Consider the following 18,685-nt stretch of genomic DNA (forward strand, 5'->3'; position numbering starts at 1 on the left):
GGAAGGGGGCCAGCCCTGCTACCTGCCGAACCACTCATACCCCCGCCGCAGCGCATCGCCGCGCCCATCGCGCGACACGTCCCACAGCGCATTGTCCACCGCGAGCCGTTGCCCGCCGTCGCGCTGCACCGGCCGCAGGTTCACCGCCGCCCGGTTGCTCGTCCCGACCCCGAAGAAGTCGAAGGGCACGCGGATATAGATGCCCTTGTCGAAGCTCCCCTCGCCGAAGTCGCGTGAGCTGACGTTCGTAAGCGTCGCGAAGCCGCCCACCTCGATGCCGCTGTCGAAGCGCCGCCCCACCTCGATCGTCCCGCCCCAGTCGCCGGCCAGGTAACGTCCGCCGCGCACCACCGTGTAGAGGTTCCACAGCGGCAGGTCGGCATAGAGCGAGACATGCCCGGTGGCGACCGAATAGCCGAGCGAGCCAAAGCGCTGCCGGTAGTCGCGCTGCGCGACGTAGTTCACGTCGAGGCCGATCGCCCAGGGCTGGTCGTGCGGGCGCCACAGGATCTCGGCGGAGAGGCCGCCGAACATGGGCTCCAGCATGCCGCCCGTCACTCGCGCATAGAGGTCGGGCGCGGGGTTCCACAGCCGCTCCAGGTAGAGCGCGGGGAGGGTCGGCGTGTCCGTCGCTGCGTAGCGCGCGAAGTCGCTGCGGACATGTGGCAGCCGGCTGTCGCTGGGCAGCCCGCCGTCGAGATTGCCCGCGATCGCCTGGGCCACGCTGCCCGCGATCGACGTGTTCCAGCCGAGCTCCAGCCGTCCGCCCGCCGCCACACCGCCCTGCCAGCGCAGCGAGGTCCGCGCATCGCCGACCTGCAGGTTGAGCGTGGGCGCGATCCCCCAGGAGAAGCGCGGCGGCACCGTGCGGATCGCGCTGTCGCCGGGCGGTTCGGCGAAGGCAGGCAGCAGCGTGGTCGCGTGCAGGATCTCCTCCGCGCTGCCGCGGCCGCGGGCCAGGCTCTCGAAGGCCTCGCGCAGGGTGACGAGCCGCGCGACCACGGCGCCGTCGCGCTCCCAGGTGAGGTGGATGCGCTCCACCTCCGGCGGCAGGAAGGGCTGGGCCGCCCGCACCACGCGGCCCGTCACCTGGGCGAGCGTGCGGTAGCGCCCGCCCGAGACCGTGATGCGCGCATCCTCCCCGCGCAGGTCGAAGGCGATGGGCAGGAAGCCGGCCTCGCGCAAAGCGGGGAAGAGGCGGCGGGCGAGGGCGGCGTTGCGCGTGGCCTCGCCTTCCGCATCGTCGGCGCCGAGCCGCAGCGTGCCGTCGAAGCCGGCGGCGGCCTGCATCACGCGGTCGCGCCAGCCCGGGCGCGGCTCCGACGGATCGATGGATTCCGCGACGGGATTGGGCCGCGGATGCATGGGCGGCGACGGCCGGCGGGGCAGCTCCGGCGGGTCGTCGGGGTGGAGCCGAAGCGAGGCGCGCAGCAGCAGGTCCGTCCCGTGGTTGAAGGAGAGCCCGACATCCACATGCCGGTTGGGTTGCCAGTTCACGCCGAAGTTCACGCGGCTCGCCGCCTCGCCGCGCAGATTCGCGGTGCGGGCGGGATAGCCGCCGCGCTCGTCCCGCAGCGCGTCGGCGGAATACTCGACCTTGGCGCGCAGCCCCTCGATCGTGCCCAGCGGCGTCGGGATGGCGGGCACAGACCATTCGAGCCCCGCGAAGATGCCCGCATTCCGGCCGCGAAATAGGCTGTTCAGAGCGACCGTCCCGCCCTGGCCCACGCGGCGCGGCCGGGCGTCGAAGTAGGAATAGCCGTAGCCCAGCGGGTTGCGGAGGTCATTGCCGGTGGCGAGCCGCCCCCAGCCCATCCCGAGCGTCGCGTCGACGGACCAGAAGCGCTTCGAGGCCGCGATATACTCGCTTTGGTAGAGGCCGGTGCCGATCACGTCCTGCAGTCCGATGGCCAGCGCCGGGCGCCAGGCATTCTCCTCCCAGACGCGCAGCTTCAGGTCGAAGGCGCGGTCGGTGCTGGTGCCCTGGCCGGTGGTGCCGTTCAGGCGGTCGGTGATGCGGAAGGTGGTCTCCAGGAAGGGCAGGGCCTGAAAGTTCACGAACCAGAAGTTGCGCTGCCGCCGCCAGGCAATGCCGGCCTCGATGGTGCCGTCCGGCCGGAAGCGCGCATTGGGCATCTCGAGCAGGCCGACGCGGCCGAAGTTCGAGCCGGAGCCGGGGACATCGTCGAGGGCCCGGGCGGGAAAGCCTGCCAGTGCGGCGAAGCCCACCAGAATCATGACCGACCACCGAGAATCCGGCCGCAAGGCGGCCGGCGCGCCCAGACTGACCGCATCGCCCGCGCTTCCGCCGCGGCGCGAAGCCAAGCCGCCGGAGGCGGCGCCCGGCGCCTGAGGGCGCAAAATCAGTTCCCGCTGCCCCGCGTGATGACGGCCAGCGCCGCCGCCGAGATCGCGAGCTGCCCCGCGACCTGCGTCATGTCGCGCAGAAAGCCCCAGCTCTCGAAGGGCGAGGGGTCGTTCGGCACGATCACGAGGCTGCCCGGCGGCACCGGCGGCCCGCCCTGCTGCCAGGAGCCGAGGCCAGCCGGCGCCGAAGTGCCGTTGGGCAGCACCAGGAAGGCGCGCGACTGGTCGGCGAAGCGCTGCGTCCCGCCCGCGGCGGTGACGTAGCGTGAGGCGCGCCAGCCGGTCACGAATTGCAGGCTGCCCGGGTTCTGCACCGAGCCGACCACCGTGACCTCGTTGGGCCGCTTGGGCATGACGACGAGATCGCCCGGCTCCATCAGCACGTCGAGATCGGGGCGGCCGGCCAGCACGACGGGATTGGCCTCGACCACCATGCGTCCGGCGGCGCGCGCCTCGCGCAGGGCGGCGGCCATCTCGCGCCCGGCGGCAACGGCGCCGGCGATGTCGGCGCCCTGCCGCGTGCCGACGACGGCCTGCCCGGCGGCGACCTGCATCAGCCCCGTCTCGAGCTCGCGCGCGGTGCGCTGAAAGCCCTCCTGCTGGCGGTTGCGCACGCTCTCGCGCGTGAAGACGGCGCCATAGGGATAGGCCTGCGGCGTCAGCCCGCCGGCACGGGCGATGAGCTCGGAAAGGCGCTCGCCGCGGCGGATGTCGTAGATGCCCGGCCGCTGGAACTCGCCCACCAGCGAGACCGGCCCCGTGTCGCGGTCGCCGAAGCCGCGGGGGATGCGGATGCCGTCGCGCGGCGAGAGCCGCACGGCCTGGAAGTTGCGGCTGCGCAGGTCGAGCAGGGTGCGGCTGAGGGGGATGGCGCTGGTCTGCTCGGTCGGCTCGCGCGCGAGCTCGATGGAGGAGAGGTCGGCCGTGTCGGTGACGCCGCCGGCCACCGCCAGCAGCGCGTCCAGGCCGGTGTTGTCGATGATCGGGTAGAGGCCGGGCAGCCGGGCCTCGCCGGTCAGCAGCACGGAATTGTCCAGCAGGAAGGTGAGCAGGGCCGGGTAGTCCAGGAAGACCTGCGGGCAGGGGAGGGCGCCGATCTCGGGGAAGCCGGCGACGCGCGCATGGCCGAAGCGCTGCGGCGAGGAGCGGGCGGCGATGGCGAGCTGGGTGAGGGCCGGGCAGTCGAGGCCGGCGGGGAGGCCGCTCCCGGTCTGCGGCCCACCCGGCGGCGGCGCGGCCGTGAAGCCCTGGGGGGGCGGGATCGGCGTGGCCCCGCGCGGCTGCGGCAGCGCGACGGGGAGCGTCGGCGGCACGGTGGAGGTCTCGGTCTCGCCGCGCAGGGCGCGCTGCACGGTGGGGCTGGAGAGCCAGAGCACGTCGCTCAGCGCGAGAATGACCACGTCGTCCCCCTCGGCGAGCGGCAGGTCGGTGCGGCCCTGGAGCAGGGCGGCGAGGTCGAAGGGCTGGAAGCGCCGGCCGCGGCTGCGGGCGTCCACGCGCAGCACCACGGCCATGCGCGCATAGGGATCCGGCCGGACGAGGCGGGAATCGGCCAGCAGCCCGCGCAGGGAGGCGCCGCGCCCGCCCATGGCGCGGGTGGTCGGCTGGACCACATGGCCCGACAGGCGCAGCTGCTGCGACTGCACGTCCGAGCCGGGCTGGACCAGCAGCGCGTCGCCCCGGCGCATCGGCGTCGAGAGTGAGATCTCCCGGAAGGCACGGCGGCCCTCGCCGTCCGTGGTCTCCAGCAAGTAGCGGTTGCCGGTGGGCCGCAGCGCGTCGCCGGCCAGGCGCAGCATGGTGCCGAGGGGCGCCTGGGCACCGCCCGCCGGCAGCTCGTAGATGGCCGGCCGCGAAACCTCGCCGCCGAGCGCCACCACGCCGCCGATCGGCGGCACCAGGATGCGGTCGCCCTCGCGCAGCGTGAGGTCGGGGGCGGCGCCCTCGCCGGCGATGACGGGGTAGAGGTCCACGATGCGCCGTCCGCCCGGCCCCTCGACGCGGACGGCCCGCAGCGAGCCCGACTTGCGGACGCCGCTCGCCGCCACCAGCGCGTCCAGGACATTGGCGAGCGGCGCGAGCGGCACGACGCCCGGCCGCGCCACCTCGCCGCCGACGAAGACCGTCACCTGGCGGAGCTGGCCGAGGGACAGGAAGACCTCGGAACCCTGAAGCTCGCGCTGGGCGCGGGATTCCAGCTCGCCGCGCAGGTCGCGCAGCGTGCGGCCGGCGGCGGCGATGGGCGGCAGGTCGGGCAGGATCAGCATGCCCTCGCGGGTGACGCGCGTGGTGATGTTCTGGCGCGAGCGGCCGCGTAGCGCGATCACCAGCTCGTCGTCGCGGCCGATCATGTAGTCGTCCGGCACGTTGCCGAATGCATTGCCGACCGGCGCCCCGCCGGGGCCGGACCGGAAGGTGTCGTAGCCGAATTGCCGCAGCGGCTGGGTCAGGCGGTTGGCGAAGAATTGCTCGACGGGCGAGAGCGGTTCCTCCGGCACGGCCGCCGGCGGCGGCGGGGGCGCCATCCCGGGCGGCGGCGGGTTCGCGCCGCGCGGCGGCGCAGGCGGCAGCGCCGGGCTCGGGCCGCCCAGCGGACGGCCGGCGCCGGCGTCGAGCAGGCGTTGCAGGATCTCCTGCTGGGCGCTGGGCGGCAGGCTTTGCAGCGGCGCGCCGCCGGGCAGGGTGGAAGGCAGCGACGGCGGTGCGAGAAGGGTAGAAGGATGATTCTGTGCCCGCGCGACCGGCATAGAAACCATCTGGACCAGCATCAGGCACAGGATTGGAATAAATCGCGAGGGAAACTTATGCGATGGCAACAGTCATTTACCTCACACTGGACATTGTGGATTTGGCCTGATTGCCTGCATGCTTGCAACCATGAGGGGTGGTCCGCTCTCGATTTCCTTTGACTGGCGGTTGCGGCTGGATGCGATGCTGCGCCTCGGGCCGCGGCCCGTGGTGCTGGCGCTGCTCGGACGCGGCGCCCTGACGCGCGCGATGGTGGCGGTGCGCCTCCGGGACCGGCTGTCCCCGGTTGCCCTTCGGGCGCCCTTCCCCGCAATTCCAGCCGCTGGCGGCTTCGACGCCGCGCTTCGGGCGGCGCGGCTCCGGCCCATGGCCGGGCCAGACATCCGCCCCCTTTGGGAGGCGAACCGCTGGGCCGAACTGCCGCGCCTCGCCTTGGCGGGCGAAGCAGCGCGGATGCCGGAACATCTCGCCGCCTGGTTCGCGGCCAATCCGCCCTATCGCGGCCCGAACTGGGGCTGCGGGCAGGAGGCCGCGCTGCGCGCGCTGCACCTCGCGCTCGCGGCGGCCCTGGCCGGGATGGAGCCCGATGCCGGGGCGATGCGCCTCCTGGCCCGGCGCATCGGCGCCAACCCCGCCTATGCCATGGCGCAGGACAACAACCATCCGATCTCCGAGGCGGCCGGGCTCCTCGTCTGCGGCCTCGCGACGGGTGAGGCCCGGATGGCGCGGCGCGGCGCGCGCCGGCTGGACGCGGCGGTCGCGCGGCTCGTCGCGCCGGACGGCAGCTTCGCCCAGCCGAGCCCGGCCTATCACCGCCTGCTGCTCGACGTGGTTTCGGTGGCCGAGTGGCTGCGGCGGCGCGGCTCCGGCCCGCCGGCCGCGCCGGCCACCCGGGAGCGGATGGCGGCCGCGACGCGCTGGCTCCACTTCCTTGCCTGCCCACAGACGGGGGCGCTGCCGCGCATCGGCCATCAGGACGGCTCGCATTTCGCCGACCTGTCCGGCGCTGGGCCGGAGGATGCGCGCGCCAGCCTGGAGCGCGCGGCGCGGCTCTTCTGCGGGGCCTCGGCCGGGTGGCGCCAGGATCCCGGCTGCGCGGCGATGGGCCTGCCGGCGCCGGAGGACACCCTCCCGGAACCGGGCGACTGGGCGAGCCTCGGCTTCCTGGCGCGGCGCAGCGGAGGGGCGCGCGCCATCATCCGCACCGGCCCGCTGCGCTTCCGCCCGGGCCACGCGGATCTGCTGCACCTCGACCTCTGGGTCGGGGCGAAGAACCTGCTCCGCGACGGCGGAACGGGCGCCTACAACCCGCAGGATCCCGGCTGGATCCCCTATTTCCAGGGCGCCCGGGCGCATAACACCATCGGCTTCGACGGTGAGGACCAGATGCCCCGCCTCGGGCCCTTCCTCTTCGCGCATTGGCCGGAAACGGGCGCGCTGCCCGAGGGAGGCTGGCTGCGGGACTGGCGCGGCCGCTTCCACGCGCGGGAGGTCTTCGCCACGGCCGAGGGGTACCGGATCGAGGACCGCGTCGGCGGCCCCTTCCGCGAGGCCGTGCTGCGCTGGCGGCTGGCGCCGGGCGGCGGCTGGCGGCCGACGCGCGACGGCGTGGAAGGGCCGCTGCGCCTGTCCATATCGGGCGACGCGGCCATCGCCTTCAGCCTCGTCGAGGGGCAGGAAAGCCTCGCCTATGGCAAAGCCAGCCCGCTGCCGGTGCTGGAAGCGCGCATCGGCCCCGGCGCGACGCGCGTCACGACCCTCATCCGCCTGTCATGACGCTGGACGAGCTCCTGCGCGGGCTGTGGCGACAGGCCGGCCGGATCGCGCTGGCCGTGCTGCTGCTCTATGCCGGCGCGGCGACGGTCGTCTGGAACTGGCCGCGCAGCTACGTCGCCTCGGCCATCGTGGCGCCGGCCGAGACCACCGGCATCGCCACCTCGGCGCTGCTGACGCCCGCGCCCTTCCTGCAGCCCTCGCTGCTCGACCAGCGGCCCGGCGGGAACTTCGCCGTCTATCTCGCGGCGCTGCGCGCGCCCGAGGCCGCGGCGGCCATGGCCCGGGAGACCAGCCTGCCCGCCGAGCTGGAGGCGCGCCGCGCGGCGCTCCCCCTCGGCCCCGTCCGCCGCGCCCTGGGCCTGCGGATGACGGCCGATGCCGACGACGTGCTGACCTTCCTGGAGCGCAACTTCGCCGCCACGCCCTCGCTGACCTCCGTCACCTGGACGCTGGAACTGGTGCATCGCGACCGCGCCACCGCGCTCGACGTGCTGCAGCGCCTGCATGCCGTGGCCGAAGGCCGCGTGCGGCAGACGCTGGCCGAGCTCGCCCAGCGCCGCATCGTCGCCCTGGAGGCGCGGCTGCGCATCGAGCCCGATCTCTTCCTGCGCAACACGCTCTATGAGTTGCTGGCGCAGCAGCAACGCGCGGCGCTGGTGGTCTCGGCGGACGAGGCGGCCGCGGCGCGCCTCGTCTCCGTCCCGGTGGTGGAGCTGCGGCCTTCGGTGCCCAACCGGCCGCTGCTGCTGGTCCTGCTGGCGCTGGCGATCCCGGGGGCGGTGACCCTCTTCGCCGCCTGCCGGCTCCTGCTGCGCGGCCGCGAGGAGTGGCGACCGCCGGTCTGGCCGCGACCGCCGGCGCGGGAGCGGATCGAGCCGGTGCTCGCGCGCAGGCCGGCCTCCACGACGCCCGGCGACGGCGGGTGAGGGCGCTGCCGGTCCTCGGCGGGATGGCCGGGCTCGCCGCGGCGGCGATGCACTTCGCCGGCGCGCTGAAATCCACCCCGGCCGTGGCGGCACTGCCCCTCGACGTCACGGCGCTGGCGGCCGTCGGGTTGCTGGCGCTGCTGCCCTTGCTCCTGGCCGGCCACCGATGGGTGCTGGCGCCGGGTCTGGGCCTGCCGCTCGCCGCCTGCGGCGCCCTCTGGGCCTGGTGGGGGATCGCCGCGACCTGGAGCCCCTGGAGTGAGGGCGTCGCCGACCGCCTGCCGGAGATCATGGTGATCGGGCCCGCGATGGTGGCCGCGGGGCTGGCGATCGGCGCGGAGCCGGCGGCGCGGCGGGTCTTCCTGGATGCGGCGATCGGGCTCGGGATCTTCGTCGGCGCCTCGGTGGCCTGGGGCATCGCGAGCGATGCGGTGGTGCTGGGCGGTCGGATCGGGGCGGATCCGACGCGCGTGCGCGTGCAGTACCAGGTGGCGGGCCTCGCCATCGCCTGCGCGGCCGGGCTCGTGGCGCTGCGCGCGACGGGAGCGGGCGGGTGGCGGCGGATCGCCTGGTTCGGCGGGCTCGCGGCGCTGGCGGCAGCGGTGCTGCTGCCGGGCGGGCGCGCGGCGTTCCTGTCGCTCGGCCTTACCGTCGCGCTGGCGCCGGCCCTGCGATGGGGGCTGCAAGGGCGGGTCGCGCCGGCGCTGCTCTGGCTGGCTGCGGCGCCGCTCTGTGCCGCGGCCGCGCTGGGCGTGCTGCTGCTCGATCCCGGGCGGGCCGCCGATCTCGCGACGCTGGAGCGGCTGACGCGCGAGACGGGCGGCGTGGATTCCGCGCGCGCCATCCTCTGGAGCGAGGCTTGGCGCTGGGGCGGCGTCTGGGGGCTGGGGCCGGGCGGCTTCCCGGTGTCGGCGGGCCTCGGGCAGGATCGCGGCCTGCATCCGCACAACCATGCGATCGAGGCGATGGTCGAGGGCGGCGCGGTGGGGCTGCTGCTCTGGCTGGCGGCCTTCGGCGGCGCCGCGCTCTTCATGCTGTCGCGGCTTCCGCGCGTGGAGCCGGACCGCGCGGCGGCGATCCTGGCGCTGACCCTGCCGCTCGCGCTGACCGCGATGGTCTCGACGGATCTGGGCAACCGGATGACGTGGTTCGCGCTGGGGCTCGGGCTTTCGCTCGGCGTGGAGGCGCGGCGTGTATAGGCGCTGGGGCAAGCGGGGCTTCGATCTGGCCGCGGCGTCGCTGCTGCTGATCCTGGCGGCGCCCGCGATGGCCGTGGTCGCGCTGCTGGTGCGCGCGCGCCTCGGCGCGCCGGTGCTGTTCCGGCAGCGTCGCGCGGGCTGCGAGGGCGTGCCCTTCGAGGTGCTGAAATTCCGCACCATGCGCGACGGGCCGGGCGACGACGCCGATCGCCTCACGCCGCTCGGGCGCCTCCTGCGCGCCACCGCGCTCGACGAGCTGCCGCAGCTGCACAAGGTGCTGCGCGGCGAGATGAGCCTGGTCGGCCCCCGCCCGCTGCTGCCGGAGTATGCGCCGCATTACACGCCACGCCAGGCGACGCGGCTGTCCGTGCGGCCGGGCCTCTGCGGCCTCGCGCAGTCGAAGGGCCGCAACGGCGTGCCCTGGGAGGAGCGGCTGGAATGGGATGCGCTCTACGTCGAGCGCATCACCCTCGCGGGCGACCTGCGCATCCTGTGGGATTGCGCGTGCGTGCTGGTGCGCGGCGAGGGCGTGAGCATGCCGGGCCATGCCACCATGGCCCGCTTCGACCGCAGCTGATGGTCAGTCGACGACGGCGATGGCCTCGATCTCCACGAGCCATTCCGGCGCCGCCAGCGCCGCGACGCCGACCAGCGTGCTGGCGGGCGGCGCCGCCCGGCCGGCAAAGAACTCGCCGCGCACCTTGCCGATGACGGCGCGCATCTCGGGCTTGTAGTCCACGACGTAGGTGGTGATCTTCACGACATCGGCGAAGCTCGCGCCTCCGGCGGTCAGCGCCTTGCCGAGATTCGCCATCACCTGCTTCGTCTGCGCCTCGAGATCGCCGCTGCCGACGAGCGCCCCGTTCTCGTCGACGGCGACCTGCCCGGCCGTGTAGATCGTCCGCGCGCCCGAGGCGACGGCGGCATGCGAATAGGACGGCGTCCTCATCAGCCCGGGGGCGGGCGGGTATTCCGTGGCGCTCATGGATCGTTCTCGCTGAAGGGGAGCCGATCCTGGACTACAGCTCCAGCTTCTTCCAGAGCGGATCCTTGATCTTGGCCAGGAAGGCGTCGAAGCGCGCCAGCTGCTCCTCCGAGACGAGGATCGGCCGGGGCGTGCGCGGCGCGCTCTCCTCGCGCAGCATGGCCTGCACCACCGGCGCCGAGCCCAGCACCAGCCCCGGCTGACGCCCGCCCCGCAGCTCCAGATAGACCTCCGCCAGCAGCTTCACGTCGAGCAGGGCGTTGTGCGTCGTGCGCTGCGAGAGGTCGATGGCGAAGCGCCGGCACAGCGCGTCCAGGCTGTTCTGCGCGCCGGGGAAGGTGGTGCGCGCCAGCACCAGGGAATCCACCATCCGCGCGGGGTTCAGCGCGGGCCTGCCGCAGCGGATCAGCTCGGCGTCGAGGTGCTTGAAGTCGAAGGGCGCGTTGTGGGCGACGATGGGGGAATCGCCCAGGAACTCCAGCATCGCCTCGGCCGCGTCGGCGAAGAGCGGCTTGCCCTCGAGGTCCAGGCGCGTGAAGCCGTGCACGCGCGTGGCCTCCGGCGGCACGTCCCGCTGCGGGTCGATGAGCGTGTGGAAGACCCGGCCCGTGGGCATGAGGTTCACGATCTCGATCGCCGCGATTTCGAGGATGCGGTGGCCCTCGCTCGGCTCGAAGCCCGTGGTCTCGGTGTCAAGGACGATCTCACGCATGGCGCGGCTTTCCCCCCGTTTCCGTCTTTACCAGGCGGCGGACGGCGGCTTCGGCATGGCGGCGCGAGAGGCCGGTGCGGATGACGACATCGGCGCGGCGGCGCTTCTCCGCATCGGGCATCTGCCGGGCGCGGATGGCGGCCAGCCGCTCCTCCGTCATGCCGCGGCGCGCCAGCACGCGCGCGCGCTGCACGGCGGCCGGCGCGGAGACGACGAGGATGCGGTCGAACTCCGAGAGGTCGTGCCGCGTCTCGAAGAGCAGCGGGATGTCGAGCACGACCAGGCGCGTGCCGCGCCCGCGCTCGCGGCCCAGGAAGCGGCGCTGCTCGTCGCGCACCAGCGGATGCATGATGGCCTCCAGCCGGCGCAGCGCGGCCGGATCGCCCAGCACCGCCGCGCGCAGCCGCTCGCGCAGCACCGCGCCGTCCCGCACCGTGCCCGGGAAGGCGCGCTCGATCGCGCGCACGGCGCGGCCGCCTTTGGCCTGCAGCGCATGCACGGCGGCATCGGCGTCGAAGACCGGCACGCCGAGCCGCCGGAAGGCGCCCGCCGCGGTGGACTTCCCCATGCCGATGCTGCCGGTGAGCCCCCAGATTCTCATCTGGGCGGGATATCAGCCGCCACGATTCGCCGCAGCCCTTCATCCACCTCCGGCATCACGCCGAACCAGGCCTCGAAGCCGGGCCGCGCCTGGTGCAGCAGCATGCCGAGTCCGTCCGAGCCGCGCAGGCCCCGCGCGCGGGCGGCGGCCAGGAGCGGCGTCTCCAGCGGCACGTAGACGGCATCGGACACGACGGCGTGGGGCGGCAGGGGGGCCAGGTCGATCTCGAGCGGTGGCTGGCCGGCCATGCCGAGGCTGGTCGTGTTCACCAGCAGCGCGGCGCCCGCGAGCGGGGCCGTGTCCCGCACCTCGATGGGCCCGCCGAGCGCCATCGCCAGCGCCTCCGCCCGCGCCGGCGTGCGGTTGACCAAGGTGAGGCGCGGGCAGCCGGCGTCGAGCAGCGCGGCCACGATCGCGCGGGCCGCGCCGCCGGCGCCCAGCACCACGGCCGGGCCGCTCGCGGGGTCGAAATCGCCGAGCGAGGCGAGGAAGCCGAAGCCGTCCGTGCAGTCGCCCTCCACGCGGCCGTCGCGGAAGACCAGCGTGTTCACCGCGCCTGCCCGCAACGCCCGCGGCGTGACGGTCTCACAGACCGCGAAGGCCGCCTCCTTGTGCGGGATGGTGACGTTCAGCCCGCGGAAGCCGGCGTCGCGCAGCCCGCGGATGGCGGTCGCGAAATGGTCGGGATGAATGGGAAGCGGCACATAGGCGGCGTCCAGCCCGTGCCGGGCGATCCAGGTGCCGTGCAGCAGCGGCGAGCGGGAATGGCCGACCGGCCAGCCCGCGATCCCGGCCAGCATGGCCTTGCCGGTGAGGGTCATTGCGTCAGCGAGGGGACCAGCGTGGCCTGCATGGCGGCGCAGAGCGTCTCCGCGCCGTCCTCCATGCGCATCCAGACCTCGGCGCGGGCCACGGTCAGCGTGCGGCCCGGCTTCAGCACCTCGGCCCGTGCGATGGCGAGCACGCCGCGCGCGGGTCGGAGGAAATTCACCTTGAGCTCGGCGGTCAGCACCTCCTGCTCGGGCGGCAGCAGGGTCAGGGCGGCATAGCCGCAGGCATTGTCGGCCAGCATGGTGAGCACGCCGGCATGCAGGAAGCCGTGCTGTTGGGTCAGCGTCTTGCGGAACGGCGCCTCGATGACGCAGCGGCCCGGCGCGACCTCGGTGACCCGGGCCTCGATGACGCGCATGAGGCCCTGCCGGGCGAAGCTCGCCTCGATGCGCTGCTGCAGCCCGGCGGGCGTCATCCTAGAGCCCTTTCCGTTCGCAAGAGCTCACTGCAAAATCCCCAGCTCTTTGTTTGGGAGCATGCTTCACGCTTCCGGCGATTCCCCCTGCGGCGATCATGCTCAGAATCTCCAGCCCGTGTGGATGGCGACGATGCCGCCCGAGAGGTTGCGGTGCGACACGCGCTCCAGCCCGGCCTCGCGCATCATGCCGGCGAGAGTCGCCTGGTCGGGGAACATGCGGATGCTCTCCGCGAGGTAGCGGTAGCTCTCGGCGTCCTGGGCGATGCGGCCGCCGAGGGCGGGCAGCGCCTTGAAGGACCAGGCCTCGTAGAGGGGCGCCAGCGCCGCGATCTCCAGGCGCGAGAATTCCAGGCAGTGGAAGCGCCCGCCGGGCTTGAGCACGCGCCGCACCTCGCGCAGCACGGCGTCCTTGTTCGTGCAGTTGCGCAGGCCGAAGGCCATGCTGACCTTCTCGACGCTGGCATCGGGCAGGGGGATGTGCTCGGCGTCGGTGCAGAGGAAGGACAGGCCGCGGGCGAGGCCGCGATCCAGCGCGCGCGACTGGCCCACATGCAGCATCTCGGCGTTGATGTCCGAGCAGATGACGCGGCCGGCGCCGCGCTCCAGCGCCAGGAAGGAGATGTCCCCGGTGCCGCCGGCGAGGTCGAGCAGCGTCTCGGAGGGGCGCGGGGCGACGACGTTGAGGAAGATGCGCTTCCAGACCCGGTGCAGGCCGAGCGACATCAGGTCGTTCATCAGGTCGTAGCGGGGGGCGACGCTGTCGAAGACCTCCCGGACGAGGCCCGCCTTCTGCTCGGCGGCCACGGTGCGGAAACCGAAATCGGCGGTGCGGTCGGCGTTGTCGCTCATTGGCCGAGCTATAGCCCGTCGGCCGCGAATCTGCCATGCGGGCAGACGGGAAATCGACGGCGACAGGAGCGGACCATCCCCGAGCTTCCGGAGGTCGAGACGGTCATGCGGGGCCTGGCCAAGGTGCTGGACGGCCAGGTGATCCGCCATGCGGAGACGCGGCGCGAGGGGCTGCGCTGGCCGTTTCCGCCCGGGCTTGCGCAGACCCTGACGGGCGCGCGGGTCGACGGGTTCCGGCGCCGCGGGAAATACATGCTGATGCGGCTGGAGGCGCGGCCGAGCGTGCTGATCCACCTGGGCATGTCCGGGCGGATGGTGGCGCGGCATCGCGATGCGCCGATCGTCCCGCGCATGGGTCCGCAGGGGGCGGCCAGCGACGCGCGGGGCCACAACCAGCCGCCGGAGCTGCACGAGCACCTGGTGATGGAGACCGAGGGCGGCTGGCGCGTCGGCTTCGTGGACCCGCGCCGGTTCGGCAGCGTGGACCTTGTCCCGCGCGAGGCGGAGGACGGCCATCGGCTGCTGGCCGATCTGGGCCCCGAGCCGCTGGAGGCGGGCTTCACGGTCGAGGTGCTGGAGCGGGCGCTGGGGGGGAAGTTCACGCCGATCAAGGCGGCACTGCTGGACCAGAAGATCGTGGCGGGCCTGGGCAATATCTATGTCTGCGAGGCGCTGTTCCGTGCGGGGATCTCGCCCCGGCGTCTGGCGGTGACCATCCCCGGGGCCCGGGCCGGGCGGCTGGTCCCGGCGATCAGGGCGGTGCTGTCCGAGGCCATCGAGGCCGGCGGGTCCAGCCTGCGCGATTACGTCCGCGCGGATGGCGAGATCGGCGGCTTCCAGGAGCGCTTCGATGTCTATGACCGCGAGGGCCAGCCCTGCCGGCTCTGCGCCGGGCCGAAGGGCTGCCCCGGGATCCTGCGGCTTGTGCAGTCCGGCCGATCCACCTTCTACTGCCCGCGAACGCAGCGGTGACGACCCTCGGAGAACGACATGCCCTATGAGATGATCCTGACCGAGACGCAGGGCCGCGCCGCCATCGTCCGGTTGAACCGCCCGCAGGCGCTGAACGCCCTCTGTGACGAGCTGATGGCCGAGCTGGCGGAGGCGGTGGCCGGCTTCGACGCGGACCCGGCCGTCGCCGCCATCATCGTCACGGGCAGCGAGAAGGCCTTCGCCGCCGGCGCCGACATCAAGCAGATGCAGGCCCGCACCTATCCGGCCGTCTATGTCGAGGACTTCATCACGAAGTGGGAGGCGGTGACGCATGTGAGGAAGCCGGTCATCGCGGCGGTCGCGGGCTTCGCGCTGGGCGGCGGCTGCGAGCTGGCCATGATGTGCGACATGATCATCGCGGCCGAGAACGCGAAGTTCGGCCAGCCGGAGATCAACCTCGGCGTCATCCCGGGCGCCGGCGGCACGCAGCGGCTGACGCGCGCCATCGGCAAGGCCAAGGCCATGGACCTGATCCTGACCGCCCGCTTCATGGACGCGGCCGAGGCGGAGCGCAGCGGCCTCGTGGCACGGATCGTCCCGCTGGATCAGCTGTTGCCCGAGGCGCTGAAGGTGGCGGAGAAGATCGGCAGCCTCTCGGCCCCCTCGGTCGCCATCGCCAAGGAGGCGGTGAACGTGGCCTTCGAGACCACGCTGGCCGAGGGCGTGCGCTTCGAGCGCAAGATCTTCTACTCGCTCTTCGCCACGGAAGATCAGAAGGAGGGCATGGCCGCCTTCGCGGAAAAGCGGAAACCGAGCTTCAACAACCGATAAGCCGCGGCATGCCTCACATGCCCGATCAACCGTCTTGACGATGATGGGGCCCGCGGCTTAGACCCTTCCCCTCCCTGGCGGGACCGCCCGTCTTCCCTTTCAGAGATCGCATTCAAGACCCCATGGCCAATAACGCGTCGGCGCGTAAGCGCATTCGTCAGACCGAGAAGCGCACCGAGCGGAACCGCATGCGGCGTTCGCGCGTGCGCACCTTCCTCCGCAAGGTCGAGTTGGCCATTGCGGGCGGGGACAAGACCGTGGCCGCGGAGGCCTTCAAGGGCGCGCAGCCGGAGATGCAGCGGGCCGTCACCAAGGGCGTGCTGCATCGCAACACGGTGGCTCGCAAGCTGTCGCGCCTCTCCGCCCGTATCAAGGCCCTGGGCGCGGCCAGCGCCTAAGTAAAACCCTGTCCTGACAAGTCGGTTCGGCTCGGCCGAGAGTATCTCCATGCTCTCGCCGATGTCGTGCGTCCGGTGTCTGCTTGAGCGCGATCGCGGCTTGTTTGTCACACCGTGGTCGGAGTTTTGAGGTTGTTGTGCCGGGCCGCTTTATTTCGGCGTGTTACTCCCGCTAGACTTGCTCAGAGGCCACGCGATACGAGGGCCTCCCGGGTGACAAGTGGCTGATTTCTCTCAAGGAAGTAGATTTGGGGCGCCCCCGCCCTCCCAAGTGACACAACCGATGCGCTTTCGTGACGAAGCGTTGAGAGACTGAGGACAGGGATGGACCAGGATTCCGGCGATACTCCCCCGCCCAATGCCGGAAAGACCGCCGCCTGCTGGGCCCGTGCGCGGGCCCGCCTCCGGCAGGAGGTCGGCGACGTGGAGTACCGCAACTGGCTCCGCCAGATGACCCTGTCCGGGGTCGACGGCGAGACGGTGCTCGTCAGCCTGCCGACCCGTTTCCTCCGTGACTGGGTGCGCGACCATTACGGCGACCGGCTCCGGCTGGCCTGCCAGGTCGAGATGCCGGGCATCCGCCAGGTGGCGCTGCGTGTGCAGACCCCCGGCGCCAGGGCCGCGGTCGAGGAGGAGGTCGAGGAGCCGGCGCAGCTCGCCGAGAACGTCACCACCGCCGCCGCCGTCAGCGCGCCCTCGGCCGTCGCGACGGCCGCGCCCGCGGCCGCGGCCGACGCCCTTCTGCGCAACGACTGGCTCGTGCCGCTCGACCAGCGCTTCACCTTCGACACCTTCGTCGTCGGCAAGCCGAACGAATTCGCGCATGCCTGCGCCCGCCGCGTGGCGGAAGGCGTCGCGCAGTCCGGCTTCAACCCGCTCTTCCTCTATGGCGGTGTGGGGCTGGGCAAGACGCATCTCATGCATTCCATCGCCTGGGCCCTGCGCGAGCAGGCCTCGGGCCTGACGGTCGCCTATATGTCGGCCGAGAAGTTCATGTACCGCTTCATCGCGGCGCTGCGCTCGCACAACACGATGGAGTTCAAGACCCAGCTCCGCTCGGTCCACGTGCTGATGGTGGACGATCTGCAGTTCCTGATCGGCAAGGACAACACGCAGGAGGAGTTCTTCCACACGTTCAACGCGCTGATCGACGCCGGGAAGCAGATCATCATCTCGGCCGACAAGGCGCCGAACGACCTGTCGGGCATCGAGGACCGGCTGCGGACGCGGCTCTCCGGCGGCATCGTCGCCGACCTGCACGCGACCACCTACGAGCTGCGGCTCTCGATCCTGCAGGCGAAGGCGAACCATGCGGGCGTCGAGGTGCCGGCGCGCGTGCAGGAGCTGCTGGCCCGCAAGATCGCGTCGAACGTGCGCGACCTCGAGGGGGCGCTGAACCGCCTGGTCGCGCATGCCAAGCTCTTCGGGCGGCCGATCACCCTGGACACGGTGCCGGAGGTGCTGTCCGACATCCTGCGCGCCCACGACAAGCGCCTCTCGATCGACGACATCCAGCGCAAGGTGGCCGAGCACTACAATATCAGGCTGACGGAAATGGCCTCGGCCCGGCGCTCGCGCGCCGTGGCGCGGCCGCGGCAGGTGGCGATGTACCTGGCCAAGCAGCTCACCTCGCGCTCCCTGCCCGAGATCGGCCGCCGCTTCGGCAACCGCGACCACACGACCGTGCTGCATGCGGTGAACAAGATCACCGAGCTGATGGGCGAGGACCCCTCCTTCGCCGAGGACGTGACCCTGCTGCGGAAAATGCTGGAGACCTAGGGCAGGCCGCTGTCCGCCGGCTGGCGGCAGCTCCCTCCCCAACGGCGCCCAGGGACACAACACGGACTCGCCGGCCCCGGCGAGGGACCGCGAAACCTCCGCCTATGCTTTGCCGGGCGGCGGCCAGGATGCTAGTGGTTTGGCCGAGTTGCGCGGCGAATCGAGGCGGCGCCTTCGGATAGCAAGGGACCGGGAGATGAAGTTCAGCGTCGAGCGCGCCATTCTGCTCAAGGCTCTCGGGCACACGCAATCCGTGGTCGAGCGCCGGAACACCATCCCCATCCTCGCGAACATCCTGCTGGACGCGAAGGACGGCACGCTGCGCATCACCGCCACCGACATGGAGATCGCCATCGTCGAGGAGGTCCCGGGCGTGCAGGTCGCGCGTCCCGGCCGCACCACCGCGCCGTCGAGCACGCTCTACGAGATCGTCCGCAAGCTGCCGGAAGGCGCCATGGTCGAGCTGGATCACAAGGGCGGCGACGCCCCGCTGGCGCTGCGCGCCGGCCGCTTCAGCACCAGCCTGCCCGTGCTGCCTGTCGAGGACTTTCCCTCGATGACCGAGGGCTCGATGCCGCACCAGTTCAAGCTGGAGGCGGCCAAGCTGCGCGGCATGATCTCGCGCACGCGCTTCGCCATCAGCACGGAGGAGACGCGCTACTACCTGAACGGCATCTATCTCCACACGGCCGAGGTGGACGGGCGCAAGGTCCTGCGCGCCGCCGCGACGGACGGGCACCGCCTGGCGCGCGTCGAGGAGGATCTGCCCGAGGGCGCCGGCGGCATGCCGGGCGTCATCGTCCCGCGCAAGACGGTGAACGAGGTGAACAAGCTCGCCGAGGAGACGCGCGACGAGATCGAGTTCCGCCTCTCGGACACGAAGATCAGCTTCCGCATCGGCACGGTGACGCTGACCAGCAAGCTCATCGACGGCACCTTCCCGGACTACGAGCGCGTGATCCCGCGCGGCAACGACAAGGTCCTGAAGGTCGCGAAGAAGGAGTTCGCCGAGGCGGTGGGCCGCGTGGCCGCCATTTCCAGCGAGCGCTCGCGCCCGGTGAAGCTGTCCATCGACCGCAACCACCTGCTGCTGACGGCGTCCAGCCCGGAGCAGGGCCAGGCGCAGGAGGAGCTGGACGAGGGCTCCGTGACCTATGGGTCGTCGCCCATCGAGATCGGCTTCCAGGCGCGGTATCTGAACGACATCACGGACCAGGTCGGCGACGAGCTGGAGTTCAAGTTCTCGGACGGCAGCGCGCCGACGGTGGTGGCGGATTCGAAGGATCCGGGGGCGCTCTACGTCCTCATGCCGATGCGCGTCTGAGGCTATCG

General features: G+C 72.5%; 17 protein-coding genes. 9 read left to right on the forward strand and 8 right to left on the reverse strand.

Annotated elements, in window-relative coordinates; all coding sequences use genetic code 11:
- Positions 1-18: 18 nt before the first annotated feature.
- Positions 19-2,238: a YjbH domain-containing protein gene (locus tag EJV46_RS12855; protein WP_131549043.1), complete on the reverse strand. Its 2,220-nt coding sequence runs from the start codon at positions 2,236-2,238 to the stop codon at positions 19-21.
- Between the two features lie 125 nt (positions 2,239-2,363).
- The gene (locus EJV46_RS12860; RefSeq protein ID WP_240782538.1) at positions 2,364-5,123 is read right to left on the reverse strand and encodes an SLBB domain-containing protein; all 2,760 of its coding nucleotides are present in this window, start codon (positions 5,121-5,123) and stop codon (positions 2,364-2,366) included.
- 121 nt (positions 5,124-5,244) lie between these two features.
- On the opposite strand from EJV46_RS12860, the gene EJV46_RS12865 reads away from it, so the two are divergent.
- From EJV46_RS12865 to EJV46_RS12880, 4 genes are read left to right on the forward strand one after another with little or no spacing between them, the layout of a single operon-like run.
- Positions 5,245-6,891 carry a heparinase II/III family protein gene (locus EJV46_RS12865; protein ID WP_131549045.1) on the forward strand — a complete coding sequence of 549 codons (1,647 nt, stop codon included), beginning with the start codon at positions 5,245-5,247 and terminating at the stop codon, positions 6,889-6,891.
- On the forward strand, positions 6,888-7,817 hold the full coding sequence (locus EJV46_RS12870; RefSeq protein ID WP_131549046.1) for a hypothetical protein: 930 nt from the start codon (positions 6,888-6,890) through the stop codon (positions 7,815-7,817). The genes EJV46_RS12865 and EJV46_RS12870 overlap by 4 nt, the downstream gene beginning before the upstream one ends.
- Positions 7,814-9,016: an O-antigen ligase family protein gene (locus EJV46_RS12875; protein WP_240782539.1), complete on the forward strand. Its 1,203-nt coding sequence runs from the start codon at positions 7,814-7,816 to the stop codon at positions 9,014-9,016. The genes EJV46_RS12870 and EJV46_RS12875 overlap by 4 nt, the downstream gene beginning before the upstream one ends.
- Positions 9,009-9,593 (forward strand): sugar transferase, encoded by a 585-nt coding sequence (locus EJV46_RS12880; protein ID WP_131549047.1) that lies wholly within the window; start codon positions 9,009-9,011, stop codon positions 9,591-9,593. The genes EJV46_RS12875 and EJV46_RS12880 overlap by 8 nt, the downstream gene beginning before the upstream one ends.
- 3 nt (positions 9,594-9,596) lie before the next feature.
- On the opposite strand, the gene EJV46_RS12885 is transcribed toward EJV46_RS12880, so the two are convergent.
- From EJV46_RS12885 to EJV46_RS12910, 6 genes are all read right to left on the reverse strand, one after another.
- Positions 9,597-10,001 carry a RidA family protein gene (locus EJV46_RS12885; protein WP_131549048.1) on the reverse strand — a complete coding sequence of 135 codons (405 nt, stop codon included), beginning with the start codon at positions 9,999-10,001 and terminating at the stop codon, positions 9,597-9,599.
- A 34-nt stretch (positions 10,002-10,035) separates the two neighbouring features.
- Positions 10,036-10,713, reverse strand: a complete 678-nt coding sequence (gene dnaQ / locus EJV46_RS12890) for a DNA polymerase III subunit epsilon (protein WP_131549049.1) — start codon at positions 10,711-10,713, stop codon at positions 10,036-10,038.
- Positions 10,706-11,314 carry a dephospho-CoA kinase gene (gene coaE / locus EJV46_RS12895; protein WP_131549050.1) on the reverse strand — a complete coding sequence of 203 codons (609 nt, stop codon included), beginning with the start codon at positions 11,312-11,314 and terminating at the stop codon, positions 10,706-10,708. The genes dnaQ and coaE overlap by 8 nt, the downstream gene beginning before the upstream one ends.
- Positions 11,311-12,135: a shikimate dehydrogenase gene (locus tag EJV46_RS12900; protein ID WP_131549051.1), complete on the reverse strand. Its 825-nt coding sequence runs from the start codon at positions 12,133-12,135 to the stop codon at positions 11,311-11,313. The genes coaE and EJV46_RS12900 overlap by 4 nt, the downstream gene beginning before the upstream one ends.
- A complete protein-coding gene (locus tag EJV46_RS12905; RefSeq protein ID WP_131549052.1) occupies positions 12,132-12,560 on the reverse strand; it encodes a PaaI family thioesterase in 429 nt (142 codons plus the stop codon). Before EJV46_RS12905 ends, EJV46_RS12900 begins: the two co-directional genes overlap by 4 nt.
- A gap of 102 nt (positions 12,561-12,662) precedes the next feature.
- Positions 12,663-13,412: a class I SAM-dependent methyltransferase gene (locus tag EJV46_RS12910; RefSeq protein WP_131549053.1), complete on the reverse strand. Its 750-nt coding sequence runs from the start codon at positions 13,410-13,412 to the stop codon at positions 12,663-12,665.
- Between the two features lie 75 nt (positions 13,413-13,487).
- On the opposite strand from EJV46_RS12910, the gene mutM reads away from it, so the two are divergent.
- The 5 genes from mutM to dnaN all read left to right on the forward strand — a co-directional run bounded on the left by mutM (position 13,488) and on the right by dnaN (position 18,677).
- Positions 13,488-14,384, forward strand: a complete 897-nt coding sequence (gene mutM, locus EJV46_RS12915; protein ID WP_131549360.1) for a bifunctional DNA-formamidopyrimidine glycosylase/DNA-(apurinic or apyrimidinic site) lyase — start codon at positions 13,488-13,490, stop codon at positions 14,382-14,384.
- A gap of 18 nt (positions 14,385-14,402) precedes the next feature.
- Positions 14,403-15,176: an enoyl-CoA hydratase gene (locus EJV46_RS12920; RefSeq protein ID WP_131549054.1), complete on the forward strand. Its 774-nt coding sequence runs from the start codon at positions 14,403-14,405 to the stop codon at positions 15,174-15,176.
- 122 nt (positions 15,177-15,298) lie between these two features.
- Entirely contained in the window at positions 15,299-15,574 is a 276-nt protein-coding gene (gene rpsT / locus EJV46_RS12925; RefSeq protein ID WP_131549055.1) for a 30S ribosomal protein S20, read from the forward strand.
- A 324-nt stretch (positions 15,575-15,898) separates the two neighbouring features.
- Positions 15,899-17,353 (forward strand): chromosomal replication initiator protein DnaA, encoded by a 1,455-nt coding sequence (gene dnaA / locus EJV46_RS12930; RefSeq protein ID WP_131549056.1) that lies wholly within the window; start codon positions 15,899-15,901, stop codon positions 17,351-17,353.
- A gap of 196 nt (positions 17,354-17,549) precedes the next feature.
- Positions 17,550-18,677 (forward strand): DNA polymerase III subunit beta, encoded by a 1,128-nt coding sequence (gene dnaN, locus EJV46_RS12935; protein ID WP_131549057.1) that lies wholly within the window; start codon positions 17,550-17,552, stop codon positions 18,675-18,677.
- The last annotated feature ends 8 nt before the right edge of the window (positions 18,678-18,685 follow it).

The sequence above is a fragment of the Roseococcus sp. SYP-B2431 genome, assembly GCF_004336745.1.
GTDB lineage: Bacteria > Pseudomonadota > Alphaproteobacteria > Acetobacterales > Acetobacteraceae > Roseococcus.

Excerpts from the sequence above, each read along its gene's own strand:
- EJV46_RS12855 (WP_131549043.1), bottom strand. The coding sequence starts at position 2,238 with ATGATTCTGGTGGGCTTCGCCGCACTGGCAGGCTTTCCCGCCCGGGCC.
- EJV46_RS12860 (WP_240782538.1), bottom strand. The coding sequence starts at position 5,123 with ATGGTTTCTATGCCGGTCGCGCGGGCACAGAATCATCCTTCTACCCTT.
- EJV46_RS12865 (WP_131549045.1), top strand. The coding sequence starts at position 5,245 with ATGAGGGGTGGTCCGCTCTCGATTTCCTTTGACTGGCGGTTGCGGCTG.
- EJV46_RS12870 (WP_131549046.1), top strand. The coding sequence starts at position 6,888 with ATGACGCTGGACGAGCTCCTGCGCGGGCTGTGGCGACAGGCCGGCCGG.
- EJV46_RS12885 (WP_131549048.1), bottom strand. The coding sequence starts at position 10,001 with ATGAGCGCCACGGAATACCCGCCCGCCCCCGGGCTGATGAGGACGCCG.
- dnaQ (WP_131549049.1), bottom strand. The coding sequence starts at position 10,713 with ATGCGTGAGATCGTCCTTGACACCGAGACCACGGGCTTCGAGCCGAGC.
- coaE (WP_131549050.1), bottom strand. The coding sequence starts at position 11,314 with ATGAGAATCTGGGGGCTCACCGGCAGCATCGGCATGGGGAAGTCCACC.
- EJV46_RS12900 (WP_131549051.1), bottom strand. The coding sequence starts at position 12,135 with ATGACCCTCACCGGCAAGGCCATGCTGGCCGGGATCGCGGGCTGGCCG.
- EJV46_RS12905 (WP_131549052.1), bottom strand. The coding sequence starts at position 12,560 with ATGACGCCCGCCGGGCTGCAGCAGCGCATCGAGGCGAGCTTCGCCCGG.
- EJV46_RS12910 (WP_131549053.1), bottom strand. The coding sequence starts at position 13,412 with ATGAGCGACAACGCCGACCGCACCGCCGATTTCGGTTTCCGCACCGTG.
- EJV46_RS12920 (WP_131549054.1), top strand. The coding sequence starts at position 14,403 with ATGCCCTATGAGATGATCCTGACCGAGACGCAGGGCCGCGCCGCCATC.
- rpsT (WP_131549055.1), top strand. The coding sequence starts at position 15,299 with ATGGCCAATAACGCGTCGGCGCGTAAGCGCATTCGTCAGACCGAGAAG.
- dnaA (WP_131549056.1), top strand. The coding sequence starts at position 15,899 with ATGGACCAGGATTCCGGCGATACTCCCCCGCCCAATGCCGGAAAGACC.
- dnaN (WP_131549057.1), top strand. The coding sequence starts at position 17,550 with ATGAAGTTCAGCGTCGAGCGCGCCATTCTGCTCAAGGCTCTCGGGCAC.